This window comes from Curtobacterium sp. BRD11, from assembly GCF_031844345.1.
Lineage (GTDB): Bacteria > Actinomycetota > Actinomycetes > Actinomycetales > Microbacteriaceae > Curtobacterium.
The window spans coordinates 119866-140306 of the sequence record NZ_JAUZUZ010000007.1 but is presented as its reverse complement, the minus strand read 5'-3'; the positions used below and the strand labels follow the sequence as shown (position 1 = coordinate 140306).

Sequence of the window (20441 nt, the reverse complement as noted above, 5' to 3'; positions counted from 1 at the left end):
TTGTCAACGCGGATCGGGGTAGTGTGCTGCCAAGCCGCACGGGCGTGGTCCGTTCGTGTCGCTGCGCACCGAACGAACCACCCCCACCGTGAGCGCGTGGAGATGAAGGAGTCTCGAATGTCCGAACTGCTCGGCACCGGCGTCGGCCGTGGCGTGGCCCACGGCCCCGTGCTCCGCATGGCGGACCCGCTCGGCGAACCCTCGAAGGACGCGCTGGCCGGCACGGCGGACGACGCGAAGCACGCCGTCGCCGAGGCGCTCGCGGCCGTGGCCGAGGACCTCAACAAGCGCGGACAGCTCGCCGGCGGCGACGCCCAGGCCGTGCTCGAGGCGCAGGCGCTCATGGCGCAGGACCCGACGCTCCTCGACGACGTGCACGCCCGCATCGACGGCGGCACCAACGCCGAGCGTGCGGTGTTCGAGGCGTTCGGCCAGTTCCGCGACCTGCTCGTCGGCATGGGCGGCTACATGGGGGAGCGCGCGGCCGACCTCGACGACGTGGCGCAGCGCATCATCGCGAAGCTCCGCGGTGTCCCCGCCCCGGGCGTCCCCGAGTCGGACACCCCCTTCGTCCTCGTCGCCCGTGACCTGGCGCCGGCCGACACCGCGCTGCTCGACCTCGACAAGGTGCTCGCCCTCGTCACCCGTGACGGCGGCCCGACCTCCCACACCGCGATCCTCGCCCGTGCCAAGGGCATCACCGCGATCGTCGGCGTCACCGGCGCCGACGACCTGTCCGACGGCACCCACGTCGTCGTGGACGCCGCGGCCGGCACCGTCGTCACCGACCCGTCCACCGAGCTCGTGGCCGACGTCGACCAGCGCATCGCGGACCGCCTCGCCGCTGCCGCCGCACCGCTGACCGCCGGTGCACTCGCCGACGGCCACACCGTCCCGCTGCTCGCGAACCTCGGCAGCCCCGCCGACGCCGCCGGCGCCGTTGCTCTCGGTGCGGAGGGCGTGGGGCTCTTCCGCACCGAGTTCCTCTTCCTCGACTCGCCGAAGGCGCCGACCGTCGAGCAGCAGACCGAGTCCTACCGCCAGCTGCTCGAGGCGTTCCCCGGCAAGAAGGTCGTCGTCCGCGCGCTCGACGCCGGCGCGGACAAGCCGCTGCCCTTCCTCACCGACAAGGACGAGGAGAACCCGGCACTCGGCCGTCGCGGACTGCGCGCGCTGCGGAACCACGAGGAGGTCCTCCGCGACCAGCTCACCGCGCTCGCCCAGGCCGACGCGGCGACCGAGGCCGACCTCTGGGTGATGGCACCGATGGTCGCCGACGCCGAGGAGACCGAGTACTTCGTCGACCTGGCCCGCGAGCTCGGCATCCGCACCGCCGGTGTCATGGCCGAGGTGCCCTCGCTCGCACTCATGGCCGAGCAGGTCTTCACGAACGCCGACTTCGTGTCGATCGGCACGAACGACCTGACCCAGTACACGATGGCCGCCGACCGCATGCTCGGCACCGTCGCGTCCTACCAGGACCCCTGGCACCCCGCCGTGCTGCGCCTCGTCGCACAGCTCGGTGCGGCCGGCGCCGACGCGGGCAAGGCCGTGGGCATCTGCGGCGAGGCCGCGGCCGACCCGCTGCTCGCCGTCGTGCTCGTCGGCCTCGGCGCCACCAGCCTGTCCATGACCCCCGCGGCCCTGGCCGACGTGCGCGCCGAACTCGGCAAGCACTCGCTCGAGCAGGCCCGCGAGATGGCGAAGGCGGCACTCGCCGCGAGCACCGCGGCGGCGGCCAAGTCCGCCGCGGCTGCCGCGCACGCCGTCTGACCCGACCAGCTCCACCCCACGCAGCACCAGCACCACCGCAGCACCAGCACCACCGCAGCACCAGCACCCCTTCACACCGCAGCAGCACCCATCACAGAAAGCCAGGCACATGACAACGTCGTCCGTTGCAGCGCCCGACGCACCCGCGAAGTCGCGGGGCGGCGCACGCGTCGCCGTCCAGAAGTTCGGCACGTTCCTCTCCGGCATGGTGATGCCGAACATCGCGATCTTCATCGCGTGGGGCCTCATCACCGCGTTCTTCATCGAGACCGGGTGGACCCCCGTGGGCGTCCTCGGCGGTTTCGGTGAGACCGACGGCGTGGCCAACATCGGTCTCGTCGGCCCGATCCTGACCTACCTCATCCCGCTCGCGATCGCCTTCCAGGGCGGCCGGATGATCTACGAGACCCGCGGCGCCGTCGTCGGCTCGATCATGGCGATGGGTGTCATCATCGGCGCCAACGGCACGATCATGATCCTCGGCGCGATGATCTGCGGCCCGCTCGGCGCGTGGCTCATCAAGCAGATCGACAAGATCTGGGACGGCAAGATCAAGCCCGGCTTCGAGATGCTCGTGAACAACTACGCGGCCGGCATCCTCGGCTTCGTGCTCGCGCTCGTCGGCTTCTTCTGGCTCGCGCCGCTGTTCAAGCTCATCGCCGAGGGCCTCGGTGCCGCGGTGAAGTTCCTGGTCGACAGCTCGCTCCTGCCGCTCGCCAGCGTCATCATCGAGCCCGCCAAGGTCTTCTTCCTGAACAACGCGATCAACCACGGCGTGCTCGACCAGCTCGGTGCGCAGCAGGTCCAGGAGTCGGGCAAGAGCATCCTGTTCCTGCTCGAGGCGAACCCCGGCCCGGGTCTCGGCATCCTGCTCGCCTTCACCTTCTTCGGTGTCGGCATCGCCCGCTCGACCGCTCCCGGTGCGATCCTCATCCAGTTCTTCGGCGGCATCCACGAGATCTACTTCCCGTACGTGCTGCAGAAGCCGGTCCTGTTCCTCGCCGTCATCCTCGGCGGTGCGACCGGTGTCGCGACCAACGTCGCGTTCCAGTCCGGCCTGGTCGCCCCGGCTTCGCCCGGTTCGATCATCGCCGTCCTCACCGCCACGGCGAAGGACAGCTACGTCGGCGTCATCCTCTCGGTGATCCTGTCCGCGGCGGTCTCGTTCGCGGTGGCCTCGTTCTTCCTGCTCGCCAGCCGCAAGCGTGACCTGGCGAACAACGGTGGCGACATGAGCGCCGCGATGGCGAAGCTCCAGGCCAACAAGGGCCGCGACGTCAACGCCGCGACCTCGGGCCTGCTCGGCAACAACGCGCCGGCCAACGACGAGGAGGCCGAGGCCGCGCTCGGTGGAGTCGGTTCGGCGTCCACCGCGACGGCGACCCGGGTCGAGAGCGTCGTGTTCGCCTGCGATGCGGGCATGGGCTCGAGCGCCATGGGCGCCAGCGTCCTGCGCAACAAGGTCAAGAAGGCGGGCATCGAGGGCGTCACGGTCGTCAACAAGGCGATCGCGAACCTCGACGGCACCGAGGACCTGATCATCACGCAGGAGGAACTGACCGACCGTGCGAAGCAGAAGAACCCGAACGCACAGCACGTGTCGGTCGGCAACTTCATGAACGCGCCGCAGTACGACCAGGTCGTCGACCAGCTCAAGAACCAGTAACGAAGTGCAGTATCGGAGGGGACGGGTGCGAACCCGTCCCCTCCACCACGTCCGTCGAGAACAAGGAGAACCCCGATGCCCGTCCTGCAGGAGAGCCAGATCCGCATCCACACCGAGGACACCGCCCCGACCAAGTCGGAGGCGATGAAGGAGGCGGCCGAGATCCTCGAGGCTGCGGGCGCGGTCACGGCGGACTACTACCCGGCGATGCTCGAGCGTGAGAAGAGCGTCTCGACGTACATGGGGAACTTCCTCGCCATCCCACACGGCACGAACGACGCCAAGGACGCCATCAAGTCCTCGGCCCTGTCGTTCATCCGCTACGCCACCCCGATCGACTGGGACGGCAACCCCGTGCGCTTCGTCGTCGGCATCGCCGGCGTGAACAACGAGCACCTCGACATCCTGTCGAAGATCGCGATCGTGTTCTCGGACGAGGACGAGGTCCAGAAGCTCACCGACGCGCCGGACACCGCCGCGATCCTGTCGATCCTCGGCGAGGTCAACGAGTGACCGGGACCGCCGTCCACTTCGGCGCCGGCAACATCGGGCGCGGCTTCGTCGGGCTCCTGCTCCACGAGGCCGGCTACGAGGTCGTCTTCGCGGACGTCGCCGCGCCGCTCATCGACGCCCTCGCCGCCGCCGACTCGTACACCGTGCACGAGGTCGGCCAGGGCGCACAGGACCACGAGGTCACCGGCTTCCGTGCCGTGAACAGCGCGCAGGACGAGGCCGGCGTGGTCGCCGAGGTCGCCGCCGCCGACATCGTGACCTGCGCCGTCGGACCGACCGTCCTGAAGTTCATCGCCCCGGTCATCGCGAAGGCGCTCCTGCAGCGCGACGCCGGTGCCGCGCCCCTCGCCGTCATGGCGTGCGAGAACGCGATCAACGCGACCGACCGCCTGCGCGAGTTCATCGTCGAGGCGCTCCCGGCCGAGTCGCGCGACGAGGCCCTGGCCAAGGCCGTGTTCGCGAACACCGCCGTCGACCGGATCGTCCCGGCCCAGCCCGAGGGCGCCGGCCTCGACGTCACGGTCGAGACGTACTTCGAGTGGGCCATCGACCGCACGCCCTTCGGCGGGAACGAGCCGGAGATCCCCGGTGCGCACTACGTCGACGGGCTCGCCGCGTCGATCGAGCGCAAGCTCTTCACGGTGAACACCGGACACGCCACGGTCGCGTACCACGGCTTCCTCGCCGGCGCCGACAAGATCTCGGACGCGATCGCGATCCCGGCCGTGCGGTCGGAGCTCGAGTCGGTGCTCGCCGAGACGAGCGACCTGCTGGTGCGTCGTCACGAGCTGGACCCCGAGGTGCACCGCTCGTACGTGCAGGCGATCATCGGCCGCTTCGAGAACCCGCACCTGCCCGACACGGTCACCCGCGTCGGTCGGCAGCCGCTCCGCAAGCTGTCGCGTGACGAGCGCTTCGTCTCGCCCGCGGCCGCCCTCGCCGAGGACGGTACCGAGCCGACCGCGCTGCTCGACGCGATGGGCGCCGCGCTGCGCTTCGACGTCGCCGACGACGAGCAGAGCGTCGAGCTGCAGCAGCTGCTGCGTTCGGACCGCTCGGACGCCGACGTGGCGACGGAGATCACCGGGCTCGACGCGCAGCACCCGCTGCACGCGGCGTTCACCGACCGGGTGCGGTCGGCGCGCGGCTGACGCGACGACACGACGCTCTGGAGGCGCGGTGCCGGCCGGCACCGCGCCTCCCGTGCGTCCGGGTACCGCGCCGCCCGCGAGTCCGACGGCCGCGCCCGCGAGACGCCGCGCTGCCCGCCAGACGCCGCCGGATCCGACCGTGTCTCGCCGACCCGGCGGCGTCTCGACGAGACGCCGCCGTCACGCTGCGGCGCCGCCCGGACCTGAGGGCAGGCCGGTCCCGGAGCGTAGCGTCCACCCCATGACGAAGCACTGGGTCGCCCCCGAGTTCGGCGGCAGCGAGGTCCTCGAGTACGTCGACGTCGAGGTGCCCGCCCCCGGCACCGGCGAGGTCACGATCGACGTCCGTGCCGCCGGCATGAACCCCGCCGACACGAAGCACACCCGGCAGGGCGACCGGTCCGACCTGCCGATTGCGGTCGGGTACGAGGTGTCCGGCGTGATCAGCGCGGTCGGTCCCCGCACCGAGATCGCGTCGGGCGGGGGAGCGGTCGGCGACGAGGTCCTCGCCTTCCGGGTCGAGGGCGGCTGGGCCGAGCGCATCACCGTCCCGGCCGCGGACGTCTTCGCCAAGCCCGCGTCGCTCGACCACCCGCAGGCCGCGAACCTGCTGCTCGCCGGGACCACCGCCGCCGACATGATCCGGGTCACCCGTGCCGAGGGGCGCGACATGGTCCTGGTGCACGGCGCCTCCGGTGCGGTCGGGGTCGCCGTCCTGCAGCTCCTCCGCCAGCTCGGCACACGCGTCATCGGCACCGCCTCGGAACGCAACGCCGAGACCGTCCGCCGCTTCGGGGGCGAGTGGGTCGCGTACGGTGACGGCCTGGAGGCGCGCGTCCGGGACCTCGCACCCTCCGGTGTCGACGTGGCGCTGGACTGCGTCGGGACGGACGAGGCGGTCGACGTGTCGCTGGCGCTCGTCGCCGACCGCTCCCGCATCGTGACCATCGCGGCCTTCGGCCGCGCGCAGCAGGACGGCTTCCCCGCGGTGGGTGGCGCGCAGCCGGAGAGCCAGGCCTTCCGGGACTCCGTGCGGCAGCGGTTGGTCGACCTCGCCGCGGCGGGGGAACTCGAGGTGCCGGTGGCCCGGACGTTCCCGCTCGCCGACGCGAAGGCCGCGGCGGAGCTGCTCGAGTCGCAGCACCCGGGCGGCAAGCTCGCACTGATCCCGTGAGCGCACTCGGTTCTGGTTGACTCGACGGGTACGTCGCACGACCGAACACCACGAGGGGGATCACGTGAGCGACCAACGACCGTCCGATCGACCGGGACCGACGGGCCCACCGTCGGCACCGCAGTACCAGCAGACGCAGTACGACCAGCCGCCGCAGTTCCGACCGCAGGGCCAGGCGCTGTACGAGCGTTCGGCGCCGGTGGGACCGGACGGGCGCCCTCCGCTCTGGGCACCCTGGTACGGCATCGGCTTCGTCCAGGCGCACGCGCGCTACTGGAGGAAGTACGTCCGCTTCGACGGGCGTGCGAGCCGCAGCGAGTTCTGGTGGGTGTACCTCTGGAACGTCGCGATCTCCGTCGTGCTGGGCGCGATCTGGGGCATCGGGTTCGCGCAGTCCGGCCGCGAGACGTACGTGACGCCGTCCGGGGTCGAGACGGTCGTCAGCGAGCCGTCCGCGCTGTTCTTCATCATGGGGTACGTGGGGACCCTGTGGATGCTCGTGATCGTGCTGCCCTCGATCGCCCTGGCGTGGCGACGCCTGCACGACGCGAACCTGGCGGGCCCGTTCTTCTTCCTCGGCCTGGTCCCGTTCTTCGGCGGGATCGCGCTCCTCGTCTTCACCCTGCTCGACTCCAAGCCCGCAGGCGCCCGCTTCGACCGACCGGAGGGATCGCGATGACGAACGGCGAGCAGTACGACCGAAACCCTGAGCAGCCGCAGCAGCCGCAGCAGCCGTACGGCCAGCAGCAGCCGCAGCAGCCGCAGCAGCCGCAGCAGCCGTACGGCCAGCAGCAGCCGCAGCAGCCGTACGGCCAGCAGCAGCCGCAGCAGCCGTACGGCCAGCAGCAGCCGTACGGCCAGCCCTACCCCCAGCAGCAGCAGCCGTACGGCCAGCCGTACCCGCAGTACCAGCAGCAGGCGCCGATCCCGACGGACGCCAGCGGCGCCCCGCCGCTCTGGGCGCCCTGGTACGGCGCCGGGTTCCTCGACGCCTTCGTCCGGTTCTGGAAGAAGTACGCCCGGTTCGACGGACGCGCGAGCCGCAGTGAGTTCTGGTGGTGGTACCTGGCGAACGCGATCGTGGTGACGGTCCTGTTCAGCGCGTACATCGCCTCGATCCTCGTCTGGGCGGCCGGTGCCACCACCACGGACGAGTACGGCACCACGACCTCGACCGGCGGCTTCCCGGCGGTCGCGCTCCTCTTCGCCGGGCTGCTCGGGCTGTGGGGACTCGCGACGTTCGTCCCGTCCCTCGCGCTCGGCTGGCGCCGCGTGCACGACGCTGGTCTCGCCGGCCCCTTCTGGCTGGTCTCCTTCGCGGCTGGGGTCGCCGGCATCGTGTTCGGGTGCCTGGAGTCGAGCCCCGCCGGTGCGCAGTACGACCGACCGGAGGCGCCCGGCCCGCAGGTCTGAGCGCCCGGACACGACGAAGCGGCCCACCCCGGCAGGGGTGGGCCGCTTCGTCACGTCAGGGGGGGGGCAGAGGCTCAGACCACCCGGAGACGGACCAGCGAACCGTCCACGACGAGGTCGCGCACCGTGACGGACGGGTCGGCCGTCGCGAACCGGAGCGCGCCTCCCGGCTGGTCGAACCAGGGCTGCACGAACGTGACCGTGACCATGAAGGGCCGGTCGACGACGTAGCGGTGCACCTCGGGTGCCGCCGCGACGTGCGGGGGCAGCGACCGCTGGGGGAGCGGGGTGTCGAGCGGGTGCAGCAGGTAGCCGTCGGGGCCGCCGACCCGGTCGACGGGGACGCCGGCCGGGATCTGGATGGTGAGCCCCTGCGGACCGGCCTGGCCGACCTGCTGTGCGAGCTGCGGGTACGTCGACGCAGCACGGTCACGCAGCCCGTCGAGCTCGTGCCGGGGGATGTCCCGCGGTGCCGGGAAGGCGCGGTTCAGGAAGCGGCGGAGCATCTCGACGGCGTCGTCCTCACCACGCGCGGTGGCGAGTCGGCGAGCGGTGCCGTAGTCGACGACCTCGAGCGCGAAGTCGCCGTGCGCCTCGGCCGGGACGACCCGGAGTGCACCCTCGACCGGGGGCTCGCCGAGCGTCTCACCGGGGAGCTGCACGTAGCGGATCGTGTAGCCGAGCTGGTCCAGGATGGGGCGGGTCTCCGCGAACGTCATGGGCGCGAGCCTACCGGCCGCTTCCATGCCGTTCGCCGAGACACCGCCGTGGCCCCGGTGGGTCGACGTCTCACACGCCGCCGCGCATGATCGCCTGCTTGACCTCGGAGATCGCCTTCGTCACCTGGATGCCGCGCGGGCAGGCGTCGGTGCAGTTGAAGGTGGTGCGGCACCGCCACACGCCCTCCTTGTCGTTGAGGATGTCGAGGCGCACGTTCGCCGAGTCGTCGCGCGAGTCGAAGATGAAGCGGTGTGCGTTGACGATCGCCGCCGGGCCGAAGTACTGCCCGTCGGTCCAGAACACGGGGCACGACGAGGTGCACGCGGCGCAGAGGATGCACTTCGTGGTGTCGTCGAACCGGGCGCGGTCGGCGACGGACTGCACGCGCTCCTTGCCCTTCTCCGGCTTGCTCGAGGCCTGCAGGAACGGCTGGACCTCGCGGTAGGACTGGAAGAACGGCTCCATGTCCACGACCAGGTCCTTCTCCAGCGGCAGGCCCTTGATCGCCTCGACGTAGATCGGCTTCGACACGTCGAGGTCCTTGATCAGGGTCTTGCACGCGAGCCGGTTGCGCCCGTTGATGCGCATCGCGTCCGAGCCGCACACGCCGTGCGCGCAGGACCGCCGGAACGTGAGCGAGCCGTCCTGCTCCCACTTGATCTGGTGCAGGGCGTCGAGGATGCGGTCCGTCGGCAGCATCATCACGTCGAAGTCCTGCCAGCGCGGCTCGTCGTCGACGTCCGGGTCGAACCGGCGGACGATGATCGTGACGGGGAACGATCCGGGAGGAGCGCTCTGCACGGTGTCGGTGCGCGGGCTGTCGGAGACCAGGGTGTCGGTCATCAGTACTTCCTCTCCATCGGCTCGTACCGCGTCACGACGACGGGCTTCCAGTCGAGTGTGATGTGGTCGTCGGCGAGTGACGAGTGCGGGTCGCCCGTCAGGTACGCCATGGTGTGCTGCATGTAGTTCTCGTCGTCGCGCTTCGGGTAGTCGTCGCGCATGTGGCCGCCGCGGCTCTCCTTGCGGTTCCGCGCGGAGAACACGACCACCTCGGCCAGGTCGAGCAGGAACCCGAGTTCGACGGCCTCGAGCAGGTCGGTGTTGAAGCGCTTGCCCTTGTCCTGCACGGCGATGTTCAGGTACCGCTCGCGGAGCTGGTGGATCGTCTCGGTCATCTTGCCGAGCGACTCGTCCGTGCGGAACACCTGCGCGTTCTTGTCCATCTCGTCCTGCAGCTCCTTGCGGAGGACGGCGATGCGCTCGGTCCCGGTCGAGGCGCGGAGCTGGTCGAGCATCCCGCGGACGCTGGCGGCCGGGTCCTCGGGCAGGGGGAGGAACTCGGCGGTCTGCACCCACTCGGCCGCGTTGTTGCCCGAGCGCTTGCCGAAGACGTTGATGTCGAGCAGCGAGTTGGTGCCGAGGCGGTTCGAGCCGTGCACGGACACGCAGGCGCACTCGCCGGCGGCGTACAGGCCGGGCACGACCGTGGTGTTGTCGTAGAGCACCTCGGCGTTGGTGTTCGTCGGGATGCCGCCCATCGCGTAGTGCGCGGTCGGCATGACCGGCACCGGCTCGACGACCGGGTCGACACCGAGGTAGGTGCGGGCGAACTCGGTGATGTCCGGCAGCTTCGTCTCGAGCACCTCGGCACCGAGGTGGGTGCAGTCGAGGAGGACGTAGTCCTTGTTCGGACCGGCACCCCGCCCCTCGGCGACCTCCTGCACCATGCACCGTGCGACGATGTCGCGGGGCGCGAGGTCCTTGATGGTCGGGGCGTACCGCTCCATGAAGCGCTCGCCCGAGGCGTTGCGGAGGATCGCGCCCTCGCCGCGGGCACCCTCGGTGAGCAGGATGCCGAGGCCGGCCAGGCCGGTCGGGTGGAACTGGAAGAACTCCATGTCCTCGAGCGGCAGGCCCTGGCGCCAGACGATGCCGACGCCGTCACCGGTCAGGGTGTGGGCGTTCGAGGTCGTCTTGTACATCTTGCCGAAGCCGCCGGTCGCGAAGATCACGGCCTTGGCGTGGAAGACGTGCAGTTCACCGGTCGCGAGCTCGAACGCGACGACGCCGGCAGGCTGCTGACGGGTGACCCCGTCGTCGCCGACGACGTCGACCATGACGAGGTCCAGCGCGTAGAACTCGTTGTGGAACTCGACGCCGAGCTTCACGCAGTTCTGGAACAGCGTCTGCAGGATCATGTGGCCCGTGCGGTCGGCCGCGTAGCAGGCCCGGCGGACGGGGGCCTTGCCGTGGTCACGCGTGTGCCCGCCGAAGCGCCGCTGGTCGATCTTGCCCTCGGGCGTGCGGTTGAACGGCAGGCCCATGTTCTCGAGGTCGATGACGGCGTCGATCGCCTCCTTCGCCAGGATCTCGGCGGCGTCCTGGTCGACCAGGTAGTCACCGCCCTTGATCGTGTCGAAGGTGTGCCACTCCCACGAGTCCTCCTCGACGTTGGCCAGGGCCGCAGCCATGCCGCCCTGGGCCGCACCGGTGTGCGAGCGCGTCGGGTAGAGCTTCGAGATGACGGCCGTCTTCGCCTTCGGGCCGGCTTCGATGGCGGCACGCATGCCGGCACCGCCCGCGCCGATGATGACGATGTCGTGCTGGTGGTGGTGGACGGTGGTCTCGCTCACTGGGGCCTTTCGGGGTGGGTCAGCGCGCCGGCGGGGTGGTCGCGGCGTGCGCGTGGGTCTACGGCGCGGTGCTCGTGGCCGAGCCGTGCTGCTACTGCGCGGGGCAGAACGACGGCAGGTCGGCAGCGGCGGCGCCGGCCGGGCACGGGTCGAACGTCCAGCAGACGAGCAGGCCGAGCACGACCAGCGCGACGCACGCGATGAGCACCGCGAGCAGCAGGGTCTTCCGGATGCCGGGCTTCGCGACGTAGTCGTTGATGATCGTCCGCATGCCGTTCGAGCCGTGCACGAGGGCGAGGACGAGCATCAGGGAGTCCCAGACCTGCCAGAAGGGGTTCGCCCACTTGCCGGCGACGAAGGCGAAGTCGATCTGCTTGACGCCTTCGCCGGCGACCATGTTGACGAAGAGGTGGCCGAAGATCAGCACGACGAGCAGGACGCCCGAGGCGCGCATGTAGATCCACCCCCACTTCTCCCAGTTGGTGGTGCGGCGGGCTGCTGCGGCCGAACGAGGCGGCTCGACGATCTGCGTGGTCATGTCCGTGGGTCCCTTCGCCTACTGGAAGTCCGCGACGAGGTTCATGAGCTGACGGGGCAGGAAGCCCGCGATCAGGACGGCCCACACGACCAGGACGATCCAGAACATGGCGCGCTGGTACTTCGGCCCCTTCGACCAGAAGTCGACCAGGATGATCCGCAGCCCGTTCAGCGCGTGGAAGACGATCGCCATCACGAGCGCGATCTCACCGATGTTCATGATCGGCGTCTTGTAGGTGCCGATCACGGCGTTGTACGCCTCGGGGGACAGGCGCACCAGCGCGGTGTCGAGGATGTGCACGAGCAGGAAGAAGTAGATCGCGACACCGGTGATGCGGTGCAGCACCCAGGACCACATCCCCGTGGACCCGCGGTACAGCGTTCCTTCGAGCTTCCGGGACGCACGGGGCGCCTCGATCGTCACTCTCGGTTCGACGATCGTCGTCCCGCCTGCGGTCTGCTCGGCCATGAGCGAGTCCTCCCATAGGACGGGCTCGTCCGATCGGCGAGCCCTTGCCGTTCGTGTTCGTGTGGAACACGACCCATCCTATGCGCGTGCGCTGACACTCTCGTCCCACCCGACACGGAGGGTCCGGGACAGGGTCGGCGGAGCCCCGATCGTGCGGGCGGTGTCGTGGTGTGCGAGGAGCTGGTCGCCGACGGCCTCCCACGTGGTGCCCTCGACCCGGAGACGCCCGGCCGAGCCCATCCGTGCGGCCGCCGCCGGGTCCGTCACGAGCCCGAGCACGGCGTGACGGAGTGCCTGGGGCACGTCGGGGTCGTACAGCTCGCCGTCGAGGCCGGGCGCGACGAGGTCGATCGGGCCGCCCGATGCCGGCGCGACGACCGGCAGGCCACTCGCGTGGGCCTCCTGCAGGGTCTGCCCGAAGGTCTCGGCCGGACCCGTGTGCACGAAGACGTCGAGCATCGCGTAGGCGTCGGCCAGGGCGTCGCCGCGCAGGGGTCCCGTGAACGTGACGTCGAGGTGTCGCAGCCGACGCTCGAGGGACGCACGCGACGGCCCGCCGCCGGCGACGACCAGCCGGATGCCCGGGACGCCGCCGAGCTCGGCGAGCCGCTCGACCTCCTTCTCGGGCGCGAGTCGACCGACGTAGCCGACGATGGTCTCGCCACCCGGTGCGATCCGCCGCCGCGCCGCACGGACGTGCGCCGAGCGTCGCCGGTCCGGGTGGAACAGGTCGGTGTCGACACCGCGGCCCCAGCGGGCGACGCGGGGCACGCCGTCCTCGGCGAGCATCGCCGCGGTCGCGCTGGACGGGGCGAGCGTCAGCGACGCCCCCGCGTGGATGCGGCCCAGGATCCTCCTGACCAACGGGACGGTCGCGGTCAGCCCGTTGCGGCGGGCGAACCCGGCCACGTCGGTCTGGAAGACGGCGACGGAGGGGATGCCGAACCTCCCGGCGGCCGTGATCGCGCGACCGCCCAGCAGGAACGGGCTCGCCGCGTGCAGCACGTCGGCGCCGGAGGCGGCGAGGATCGTGTCGAGCACGGGGTGGGGGAGCGCGACCGGGAACTGCCGGTATGCCACGGCGGGCACCCGGTGCACGTCGAATGACCGGTAGCGCTCGACCCGGGTCCCCGAGCGGAACCGGGCGAGACCGGGGGTGTCCGGGGCGATCACCACCGCGCGGTGGCCGCGGCGCTCCAGGTGGTCGAGGACCGCCAGGACGCTGGTGGTGACGCCGTTCAGGGTGGGCAGGAAGCTCTCGGTCACGACGGCGACGGTCCGCTGGGACGTGCCGCGCTCCACGCTGCGTGCGCTCATGGTGCTGTCCATGGTCCGCGCGCGCCGTGACCGGCCGGGGCGGTGCGGGTGAACGGGCGGCGCGCAGCCGGTGAACTCGCGCTGCGCTGCGAGCCGGTCGGGAGGCGCGGGGCACGGTGGTCCCGTCGGCTGCGGCCCGTCCCGGTGCGAGCGGCCGCTGCGGGCACCCGCAGGAGCGGTGCGGCGGTCGTCCGGGTGGCGTCCAGGTCACGTCCGGCGACACCGGTACGGTGAGCGGGTGGCAGACGCACTCGAGGACTTCTACGCGATCATCCCGGCCGGCGGCATCGGTTCCCGCCTCTGGCCGCTCTCGCGCGCCGACGCGCCCAAGTTCCTGCACGACCTGACCGGCTCCGGCGCGTCGCTCCTGCGGCAGACCTGGGACCGGCTCGCGCCGCTCGCCGGCGAGCAGCGGATCATGGTCGTGACCGGGCGGGCGCACCGAGCAGCCGTCGAGGCGCAGCTGCCCGGCGTGGCCGACCACAACGTCGTGCTCGAGAGCGAGCCGAAGGACTCGACCGCGGCCATCGGGCTCGCCGCCGCCATCCTGCGCCGCCGTGAGCCGGACGTGGTCATCGGCTCGTTCGCGGCGGACCACGTCATCGGTGACGCCCGGGGCTTCCGCCGCTCGGTGCGCGAGGCCGTCGCCGCCGCACGCGCCGGGTACGTGACGACCATCGGCATCACCCCGACCGAGCCGGCGATCGGCTTCGGCTACATCCACGCCGACGGCGCTGCGCTCCCGGTCGAGGGTGCGTCGACGGTGCACGCGGTGAAGTCGTTCGTCGAGAAGCCCGACCTCGACACCGCCCGCGGCTACCTGGAGGACGGCTCGTACCTCTGGAACGCCGGCATGTTCATCGCGCGGGCCGACGTGCTGCTCGCCGAGATCGGTCGCACGAAGCCCGAGCTGCTCGCCGGCATCGAGGAGCTCGCCGCGGCGTGGGACACCTCCTCGCGCGGCGCGGTCGTCGACGCGATCTGGCCGGGGCTCGAGAAGATCGCCATCGACTACACCGTGGCCGAGCCCGCCGCCGCCGCGGGGCGCATGGCCGTCGTGCCCGGCGACTTCGACTGGGACGACGTCGGCGACTTCGCCTCGCTCGCGAAGCTGCAGTCCGGCGGGCGGGCGAACAACCTCGCTGTGCTCGGGGACGGCGCGCGGATCCTCGCCGACTCGTCGAGCGGCATCGTCGTGGCGCACAGCCAGCGGCTCATCTCGCTCATCGGGGTCGAGGACATCGTCGTCGTCGACACTCCGGACGCGCTGCTCGTCACCACGAGCGCGAACGCGCAGCGGGTCAAGGGCGTGGTGGACGCACTGAAGCTGAGCGGTCGGGGGGACGTGCTCTGACGGTCCGCCGACCTGGTGTACGGTGATGTTCCGGTCGCGGGGGCCGGGCTGACTCGGGGGAGTGCTGATGGGGGACATCCAGTTCGAGACTTCGGACGCGAGTGCGCTCGCACGTGTCGCGCGACGAGCCGCTGACACGTTGCGAGGGCAGGCCGGTCCGCGGTCGGGCGCCGTCGCATCCGCGCTCGACGACGCTGCTGGCTCGTACGCCGACCGGTTCCGTGAGGCGGCCGTGGTCGAGGCCGAGGACCGGGCACGACTGGCGGGCGTGCTGGTCGACCTCGCCGACCAGATCGACGCCGCGGTCGCTGCTGCGGAGCGCGAACGGGAGCGCCAGCGTGACCACGCCGACTGGAAGGCGCGTGACGCCGACCGGAAGCGGGCGGCGTCCGTGGCCGAGGCCTTCGCCGGTTCCGCAGGACGATCGGTCGTCGACGCACTGGAGCGCTTCACCGATCCTGAGCCGGCGACCGAACCCGAGCCGAGGCCGGAGGTCGACGCCGAGTTCCGCGGTCGGGAGCGTGCGCGCTACGGCGACGGAGCGAGCCGTGGCAGGAGTTCTGCCGATCCGAGCGCGCTCCGGGCCTTCGTGACGACGACCTCGGGACTGGACACGACCGCGTCGGCCGAGTCCGAGCGCGTGCGATCGGCGTGGTCCTCCTTCCGGTCCTCCTGCGCCTGGGTCACGGTCGACCGCGCGAGCATGCCGGCGGGTTTCGCGCGCTACGTGCGCGAGAACGACGAGGATCGGAGCTGGATCGGCAGGATCGCCGACGCCTTCGAGGCCGCCGGCGGCAGTGGGTCGCTGTCGAACGCGGCTCTCGACATCGCGGCGACCGGACAGGCGGCGCCTGCCCTCCAACGGCTGTTCGCGGAGCACCTGACGCCGACGGAGGTCGCGGAGCGCTGGGCTGCGCTCGGGCTGACGACGGCCGACGCCAGCGTGTTCGACGGTTTCCCGACGGACGTGCTCGCGCGACTCGGGAACCTCGAGGGTGTCCCGTACTGGGCGCGGAGTACGGCGAACGCCCTCGTGCTGAACCAGCGACTGGTCGACGTGGAGCGCCAGATCGAGCAGCTGGAGCGGACGGTCGCATCGGCGGGTGACGGCTCACGGGTGTTGGCGCGGGAACTGACGGCGCTGTACGCGGACCGCAAGGCCCTCCGGAACGTCAATGCTGCGTTGACGAAGAAGGGCTCCGACGGGAAGCGCTTCCTCATCGCTCTCACGGATGATCGACCGCCGCTCGCTGCCGTCTCGATCGGCGATCTGGACCGTGCGAAGTCAGCGACCTGGGCTGTCCCTGGTATGGACACCACGACAGCGGACATGACGACGTGGGCGAGGGCCGCTCAGAACATCGCCGATGAGCAAACGGACGTTGCGGACACCACAGACGTCGCAGACCCTTCGGATCGAGCAGTCGTCGCTTGGGTCGGCTACACCACCCCGGGACCACAGGATGTGCTCCTCATGGCCAAGGCGAAGGAGGGCGGCAAGCGTCTCGCAGATTCGATCCGCGGGTTCTCAGCCGTCCGCGGAACTGATGACGTGCAGACGAACGTCGTGGCGCACTCCTACGGCACGACCGCGGGCGCTGTGGCTCTGGCCGAGCGGGGTGTCCACGTTGATCGGTTCGTCGCACTGGGTTCTGCCGGGCTGCCCGATGGGCTCGACGATGCGCAGCAGCTGCACGCAGACCAGGTCTTCGCGGCTCAGGCGAAGGACGGCCCCACCGGCGAGTCCGGACAGGGTGACGAATGGGCGACGTTCGGCCGGGAGAAGAGCCTCGCCCATCGCGTCGACCCGACCGCGCAGGGTTTCGGAGCGACCGTGTTCGGCGCCGACGGCGGGACTGGGAGCGAGGGGCAGACCCTTGCGTCGGTCCTGCATCACGCCCCGGTGTTCAAGGACCACCGAGGTTACCTGGACCGTGGTACCGAGTCACTGCACAACGTGGCACTCGCCACCACAGGTCAGGACGAGTTGCTGACCGGGGCGCGAGATCGATGACCCGGTCCGACGAAGGAGGAGGCACATGAACGCACGACACCGTGCTCGTCGCGCACTCGCGGCGACGGCGGCGCTACTGGCAGTCGTCGTCGTGACCGCCGGATGTGCCGGGCAGCAGCATGATGCAACCCGACCGACTGAGAGGACGTCCTCCGTGGACGCAGACACTGCGAAGCGAAACATGATCGACATCGTCGATCAGACAACGGCCGCGCTCGGCGGCGAATGGGAGACGCGGACGTCTCCCGATTACGTCGAGAGCTGCCAACTGTCGAGCGACGAAGAAGGAGCTCGGTGGGTGTACCGAGTTGCTCGAGCAGAGTCCGCCGACGTCGAGGCGGACGCTGCTGCTGCCTCCGATGTCTGGAGGTCCGCCGGTCTGACCGTGGACCGACTCGCTGACTCCAAGGGGCCGGCGGTGGTCGCTCGCGGCGGCGATCGCGTCGAGATGATCCGTTTCTTCGCTTTCCCCGGCAACTACAGCATCCAAGCGCTCTCGATGTGCTTCGCTGGCGACGCAGACGAGATCGAGGAGCAGCAGGCCGACGAATGACCCGCGATCCCGGGTTCGTGGTGTCCTGGCCGTGCCGGATCAGCGCGCGCGACCTCGCAAGCCTCATCGTCGTCCTCGCGCTCGCGGGACTGAGCACCGGGTGTGCGTCCCGAGCGGTCGAGACGAGGACGGCCAGCGCAACGGCCCCGATCGTGGACGCAGTGACCGCGAAGCAACAGATGGTCGCCGCTGTGGACGACGCCACCGAGCTCCTCGGCGGAGTGTGGACGGCGCGGACCGGACCGGACGCAGCGGAGCGGTGCTCGTTGCCGGACGGGGAGCGCGGAGCACACTGGCGGTACCTGACGGGGAGCGCGATCGAGGGGCGGCCGGAGGAAGACAGCTCGGCGATGGCCGACCACTGGCGTGCGCAGGGCAAGCGCGTGACCGCGCGGGACACGAGCACCGGGCCGGTGGTCTTCGGTGGGGGAGGCGGGGACATCGCGTCCATCAGCTTCTACGCGGTCTCCGGCAACTACACCGTCCAGGCCGTCTCGCTGTGCTTCCCCGGCGACGCCGACCGCATGGCCGAGGACGACGCCGACGAGGTCGAGTGAGCCTCCGAGGACGAGACGCCGGAGCGTCTCGAGAGGAGACGAATGTCTGCCGAGCTGACCATGCGGCGCCTGACGAGCGTTGCCCTCACACCCCTCGCATTGCTGATCGTCATCAGCGGTTGCACGCAACACCCTCCGGTCGGCGAGACGCTGTCCGACGATGGAAGGACGGCCCAGGTGGACCCCGAGACTGCTCAGCGGAAGATGACCGAGCTCGTCGACAGGACCGCTGCGGCGCTCGGGGGCGAATGGGTCACCACGCAGGGTCCGGACTACGTCGACAGCTGCACGCTCCCCGACGGTGGACAAGGAGCCAACTGGGTCTACCTGACCACCAGGACGGACGGAGGGGGCAATCCGGACGACGATGCTGCGGCGGTCACGAAGACCTGGCAGTCCGCGGGCATGACCGTCGGACGAGTCGCGGATCCTGACGGCCCGGTCGTCGTCGGACGGGGTGGAGCCTCGACCGCGCTGATCGATCTGTACGCGTTCCCGGGCAAGTACACGCTGGAGGCCGAATCGCTCTGCTTCCCGGGGAGTGCCGACGAGATCGAAGAGGAGCAGAGCAGCGGGTCCTGATCCGCTCCGTCGAAGGAGGATGCGCATGCACGCAGGACGGCCCGCGCGTCGTCTGACCACGACCACGGGTCGAGGAGCAGCAGGCCGACGGGTGACGCACGGAGCATCGTTCACGGCGGTCTCCGTTCGCCGGAGCAGCGAGCGGATCGTCGCGAGCTCCGCCGTCGTCTTCGCGCTCGCGGGTCTGCTGCGCGGCTGTGTCCCCAGCGCGACCGACACAGCGACGGACCGACGAACGGAGTCCTACCCGGATGCAGCGACCGCGAAACAGCAGATGATCGACGCCGTGGACGATGCAACCCGACTCCTCGGCGGGCACTGGAAGGCGCGAGCCGGACCTGACCACCCCGAGGACTGCGTCCTGTCCGACGGCGAGCAGGGTGCGCAGTGGCGGTACCTCTCGGGGAGCACGCTGGCGGGTGACCCGTCCGAGGACGGCGCCCGGATTGCGGAGCACTGGCGTGGGCAGGGGCTGCGGGTCATCGTCCGTGATTCAGACGACGGACCGGCGGTGCTCGGGCGCGGCGGTGAACAGATCGCTTCGATCAGTGCGTACGCCTCCCCCGGCAACTCCACGGTCCAGGCAGTGTCCCTGTGCTTCCCCGGCGACGCCGACCGCATTGCGGAGCAGCAGGCCGACGAGTGATGCAGGACCGTCGTCTGGTGCTTCCGTGCACGAACGACGGCAGGTGTCGCTCGCTGTAGCGCTCCACCACGAAATCCTCGGATCGTCCCCCGGACCGGGTCCCCGGGGGACGTCGGCGTTACGAGCGCGTTTCGTCGGGGTCGCGATCGGGTAACTGATCCCAGCAGTCCCTCAGGGGCGTTCTGTACCGGCCCGACGGTCGTGTACTGTCGCCACGATCGCCCGGAACGCACGTGGTCCGGGCACCGCCCCCCGGAGGAACCAACCCGTGACATCTCGTACCCGCAAGGTCCTGCTCAGCGGCCTCGCGCTCGCCGGCACCATGGCCGTCCTGGCCGGCTGCTCGGCTGCCCCGTCCGACACCACCTCGGCGAAGAAGACCGACTTCCGCCCCTGCATGGTCTCCGACGCCGGTGGCTTCGACGACAAGTCCTTCAACCAGCTCGGCTTCGACGGCATGGTCGACGCGGCGAAGGAGCTCGGCGCCGACTACAACAAGGCCGAGTCCAAGGACGCCACGGTCTACGACTCGAACATCGAGCAGCTCGTCAACCAGAACTGCAACATGATCATCACGGTCGGCTTCAACCTCGCAGACGCCACGAAGAAGCAGGCAGCTGCGAACCCCGACACCGAGTTCGCGATCATCGACGACAACTCGATCGACGCGAAGAACGTCAAGCCGATCACGTTCGACACCTCGCAGGCCGCCTTCCTGGCCGGCTACGCGGCGGCGTCCTACTCGAAGACCGGCGTCGTCGGCACCTTCGGCGGCATGCAGATCCCGACCGTCACCATCTTCATGGACGGCTTCGCGGACGGCGTGAAGTACTACAACGAGCAGAAGAAGAAGGACGTCAAGGTCGTCGGCTGGAACGTCGAGACCGGCAAGGGCTCCTTCACCGGTGGCTTCGAGGCGGGCACGCAGGCCAAGTCGGTCGCGCAGACCCTGCTCGACCAGGACGCCGACGTGATCCTGCCCGTCGGTGGCCCGATCTACCAGTCGGCAGCCGAGGCGATCAAGGACGCGAACAACGGTTCGGTCCTGATCGGCGCGGACAGCGACCTCTACGAGGCCGACCCCCGCTACAAGGACATCGCCTTCACCTCGGTGATGAAGGGCATGCGCCCGGCGGTCAAGGACGTCGTCGAGCAGGCGGCGGACGACAAGTTCTCGAAGGAGCCGTACGTCGGCACCCTTAAGAACGACGGCGTCGGCATCGCGCCGTTCCACGACTACGAGTCCAAGGTGGACTCGGGTCTGCAGGACGAGCTCGACAAGATCAAGTCGGGCATCATCGACGGCTCGATCACGGTCGAGACGCAGTCGGACAAGTAGTCGGGTGAACGCGGGCGGGGGATCGAT

21 protein-coding genes are annotated in these 20441 nt (G+C 70.4%); 14 read left to right on the top strand and 7 right to left on the bottom strand.

Features of this window, described 5'->3' with window-relative positions; translation table 11 throughout:
* Positions 1-117: 117 nt before the first annotated feature.
* The 7 genes from ptsP (at position 118) to Q9R28_RS14945 (ending at position 7690) form a co-directional block, all read left to right on the top strand.
* Positions 118-1773, top strand: a complete 1656-nt coding sequence (ptsP, locus tag Q9R28_RS14975; RefSeq protein ID WP_311206486.1) for a phosphoenolpyruvate--protein phosphotransferase — start codon at positions 118-120, stop codon at positions 1771-1773.
* A 109-nt stretch (positions 1774-1882) separates the two neighbouring features.
* Positions 1883-3439 carry a PTS mannitol transporter subunit IICB gene (locus tag Q9R28_RS14970; RefSeq protein WP_066655119.1) on the top strand — a complete coding sequence of 519 codons (1557 nt, stop codon included), beginning with the start codon at positions 1883-1885 and terminating at the stop codon, positions 3437-3439.
* Positions 3440-3514: 75 nt separating this feature from the next.
* Positions 3515-3952, top strand: coding sequence for a PTS sugar transporter subunit IIA (locus Q9R28_RS14965; RefSeq protein ID WP_022907882.1), 438 nt, complete (start codon positions 3515-3517; stop codon positions 3950-3952).
* Positions 3949-5103, top strand: a complete 1155-nt coding sequence (locus Q9R28_RS14960) for a mannitol-1-phosphate 5-dehydrogenase (RefSeq protein ID WP_311206485.1) — start codon at positions 3949-3951, stop codon at positions 5101-5103. Before Q9R28_RS14965 ends, Q9R28_RS14960 begins: the two co-directional genes overlap by 4 nt.
* 241 nt (positions 5104-5344) lie before the next feature.
* Positions 5345-6277: an NADP-dependent oxidoreductase gene (locus Q9R28_RS14955; RefSeq protein ID WP_311206484.1), complete on the top strand. Its 933-nt coding sequence runs from the start codon at positions 5345-5347 to the stop codon at positions 6275-6277.
* A 64-nt stretch (positions 6278-6341) separates the two neighbouring features.
* Positions 6342-6956: a DUF805 domain-containing protein gene (locus Q9R28_RS14950; protein ID WP_311206483.1), complete on the top strand. Its 615-nt coding sequence runs from the start codon at positions 6342-6344 to the stop codon at positions 6954-6956.
* Positions 6953-7690, top strand: coding sequence for a DUF805 domain-containing protein (locus Q9R28_RS14945; RefSeq protein WP_311206482.1), 738 nt, complete (start codon positions 6953-6955; stop codon positions 7688-7690). The genes Q9R28_RS14950 and Q9R28_RS14945 overlap by 4 nt, the downstream gene beginning before the upstream one ends.
* 74 nt (positions 7691-7764) lie before the next feature.
* On the opposite strand, the gene Q9R28_RS14940 is transcribed toward Q9R28_RS14945, so the two are convergent.
* The 6 genes from Q9R28_RS14940 to Q9R28_RS14915 all read right to left on the bottom strand — a co-directional run bounded on the left by Q9R28_RS14940 (position 7765) and on the right by Q9R28_RS14915 (position 13369).
* The gene (locus tag Q9R28_RS14940; protein ID WP_066655114.1) at positions 7765-8409 is read right to left on the bottom strand and encodes a glycohydrolase toxin TNT-related protein; all 645 of its coding nucleotides are present in this window, start codon (positions 8407-8409) and stop codon (positions 7765-7767) included.
* Between the two features lie 70 nt (positions 8410-8479).
* Positions 8480-9253, bottom strand: coding sequence for a succinate dehydrogenase iron-sulfur subunit (locus Q9R28_RS14935; protein ID WP_066655113.1), 774 nt, complete (start codon positions 9251-9253; stop codon positions 8480-8482).
* Entirely contained in the window at positions 9253-11046 is a 1794-nt protein-coding gene (gene sdhA, locus Q9R28_RS14930; protein WP_311206481.1) for a succinate dehydrogenase flavoprotein subunit, read from the bottom strand. The genes Q9R28_RS14935 and sdhA overlap by 1 nt, the downstream gene beginning before the upstream one ends.
* 91 nt (positions 11047-11137) lie before the next feature.
* Positions 11138-11584, bottom strand: a complete 447-nt coding sequence (gene sdhD / locus Q9R28_RS14925; RefSeq protein ID WP_066655106.1) for a succinate dehydrogenase, hydrophobic membrane anchor protein — start codon at positions 11582-11584, stop codon at positions 11138-11140.
* A gap of 18 nt (positions 11585-11602) precedes the next feature.
* Positions 11603-12052, bottom strand: a complete 450-nt coding sequence (gene sdhC, locus Q9R28_RS14920; RefSeq protein ID WP_209685124.1) for a succinate dehydrogenase, cytochrome b556 subunit — start codon at positions 12050-12052, stop codon at positions 11603-11605.
* A 78-nt stretch (positions 12053-12130) separates the two neighbouring features.
* Positions 12131-13369, bottom strand: a complete 1239-nt coding sequence (locus tag Q9R28_RS14915; protein ID WP_311206480.1) for a glycosyltransferase family 1 protein — start codon at positions 13367-13369, stop codon at positions 12131-12133.
* Between the two features lie 238 nt (positions 13370-13607).
* On the opposite strand from Q9R28_RS14915, the gene Q9R28_RS14910 reads away from it, so the two are divergent.
* Positions 13608-14723 carry a mannose-1-phosphate guanylyltransferase gene (locus tag Q9R28_RS14910; protein WP_066655104.1) on the top strand — a complete coding sequence of 372 codons (1116 nt, stop codon included), beginning with the start codon at positions 13608-13610 and terminating at the stop codon, positions 14721-14723.
* Between the two features lie 528 nt (positions 14724-15251).
* Here the strand turns inward: Q9R28_RS14910 and Q9R28_RS14905 are convergent.
* Positions 15252-15410 carry a hypothetical protein gene (locus Q9R28_RS14905; RefSeq protein WP_311206479.1) on the bottom strand — a complete coding sequence of 53 codons (159 nt, stop codon included), beginning with the start codon at positions 15408-15410 and terminating at the stop codon, positions 15252-15254.
* Positions 15411-15450: 40 nt separating this feature from the next.
* On the opposite strand from Q9R28_RS14905, the gene Q9R28_RS14900 reads away from it, so the two are divergent.
* The 6 genes from Q9R28_RS14900 to Q9R28_RS14875 all read left to right on the top strand — a co-directional run bounded on the left by Q9R28_RS14900 (position 15451) and on the right by Q9R28_RS14875 (position 20414).
* Positions 15451-16737, top strand: a complete 1287-nt coding sequence (locus Q9R28_RS14900; protein ID WP_311206478.1) for an alpha/beta hydrolase — start codon at positions 15451-15453, stop codon at positions 16735-16737.
* 181 nt (positions 16738-16918) lie between these two features.
* Positions 16919-17290, top strand: a complete 372-nt coding sequence (locus Q9R28_RS14895) for a hypothetical protein (RefSeq protein ID WP_066655099.1) — start codon at positions 16919-16921, stop codon at positions 17288-17290.
* Between the two features lie 161 nt (positions 17291-17451).
* The gene (locus tag Q9R28_RS14890) at positions 17452-17847 is read left to right on the top strand and encodes a hypothetical protein (protein WP_311206477.1); all 396 of its coding nucleotides are present in this window, start codon (positions 17452-17454) and stop codon (positions 17845-17847) included.
* Positions 17848-18051: 204 nt separating this feature from the next.
* Positions 18052-18429 carry a hypothetical protein gene (locus Q9R28_RS14885; protein WP_311206476.1) on the top strand — a complete coding sequence of 126 codons (378 nt, stop codon included), beginning with the start codon at positions 18052-18054 and terminating at the stop codon, positions 18427-18429.
* A 286-nt stretch (positions 18430-18715) separates the two neighbouring features.
* Positions 18716-19075, top strand: a complete 360-nt coding sequence (locus Q9R28_RS14880) for a hypothetical protein (RefSeq protein ID WP_311206475.1) — start codon at positions 18716-18718, stop codon at positions 19073-19075.
* A 268-nt stretch (positions 19076-19343) separates the two neighbouring features.
* On the top strand, positions 19344-20414 hold the full coding sequence (locus tag Q9R28_RS14875) for a BMP family protein (protein WP_066655092.1): 1071 nt from the start codon (positions 19344-19346) through the stop codon (positions 20412-20414).
* Positions 20415-20441 lie beyond the last annotated feature (27 nt).

Excerpts from the sequence above, each read along its gene's own strand:
- sdhD (WP_066655106.1), bottom strand. The coding sequence starts at position 11,584 with ATGACCACGCAGATCGTCGAGCCGCCTCGTTCGGCCGCAGCAGCCCGC.
- Q9R28_RS14945 (WP_311206482.1), top strand. The coding sequence starts at position 6,953 with ATGACGAACGGCGAGCAGTACGACCGAAACCCTGAGCAGCCGCAGCAG.
- Q9R28_RS14970 (WP_066655119.1), top strand. The coding sequence starts at position 1,883 with ATGACAACGTCGTCCGTTGCAGCGCCCGACGCACCCGCGAAGTCGCGG.
- Q9R28_RS14940 (WP_066655114.1), bottom strand. The coding sequence starts at position 8,409 with ATGACGTTCGCGGAGACCCGCCCCATCCTGGACCAGCTCGGCTACACG.
- Q9R28_RS14965 (WP_022907882.1), top strand. The coding sequence starts at position 3,515 with ATGCCCGTCCTGCAGGAGAGCCAGATCCGCATCCACACCGAGGACACC.
- Q9R28_RS14935 (WP_066655113.1), bottom strand. The coding sequence starts at position 9,253 with ATGACCGACACCCTGGTCTCCGACAGCCCGCGCACCGACACCGTGCAG.
- Q9R28_RS14895 (WP_066655099.1), top strand. The coding sequence starts at position 16,919 with ATGATCGACATCGTCGATCAGACAACGGCCGCGCTCGGCGGCGAATGG.
- Q9R28_RS14955 (WP_311206484.1), top strand. The coding sequence starts at position 5,345 with ATGACGAAGCACTGGGTCGCCCCCGAGTTCGGCGGCAGCGAGGTCCTC.
- Q9R28_RS14915 (WP_311206480.1), bottom strand. The coding sequence starts at position 13,369 with ATGAGCGCACGCAGCGTGGAGCGCGGCACGTCCCAGCGGACCGTCGCC.
- Q9R28_RS14885 (WP_311206476.1), top strand. The coding sequence starts at position 18,052 with ATGACCGAGCTCGTCGACAGGACCGCTGCGGCGCTCGGGGGCGAATGG.
- sdhC (WP_209685124.1), bottom strand. The coding sequence starts at position 12,052 with ATGGCCGAGCAGACCGCAGGCGGGACGACGATCGTCGAACCGAGAGTG.
- ptsP (WP_311206486.1), top strand. The coding sequence starts at position 118 with ATGTCCGAACTGCTCGGCACCGGCGTCGGCCGTGGCGTGGCCCACGGC.